This is a genomic window from Erwinia sp. PME.40.26/001, from assembly GCF_055556675.1.
Genome location: NZ_JBVHNP010000151.1, coordinates 1 through 274, shown reverse-complemented (window position 1 = coordinate 274; position 274 = coordinate 1). Strand labels below are relative to the sequence as shown.

1 protein-coding gene is annotated in these 274 nt (G+C 70.4%); it reads left to right on the top strand.

Going from position 1 to position 274, the window contains the following annotated elements:
• Positions 1-274, top strand: a 274-nt coding sequence (locus ACZ3HG_RS23620) for a PEP-utilizing enzyme (RefSeq protein ID WP_465334794.1), incomplete at both ends; no start/stop codon positions are given.

Below are 274 nucleotides of genomic sequence, written 5' to 3'. Positions count from 1 at the left end.
CACGTGCCACGCCGCGATCATCGCCCGCGAGCTCGGCATCCCCGCCGTCGTCGGCACCGGCGTCGCCACCCACGCCCTCAAGGACGGTCAGGAGGTCACCGTCTCGTGCGCCGAGGGCGATGACGGCGTCGTGTACGACGGCATCCTGGACTTCGCCGAGGAGGTCACCGAGCTCGACCGGATGCCGGAGGCCCCCGTGAAGATGATGATGAACGTCGGTACGCCCGACCAGGCGTTCGCGTTCTCGCGCCTGCCGAATGCCGGGGTCGGGCTC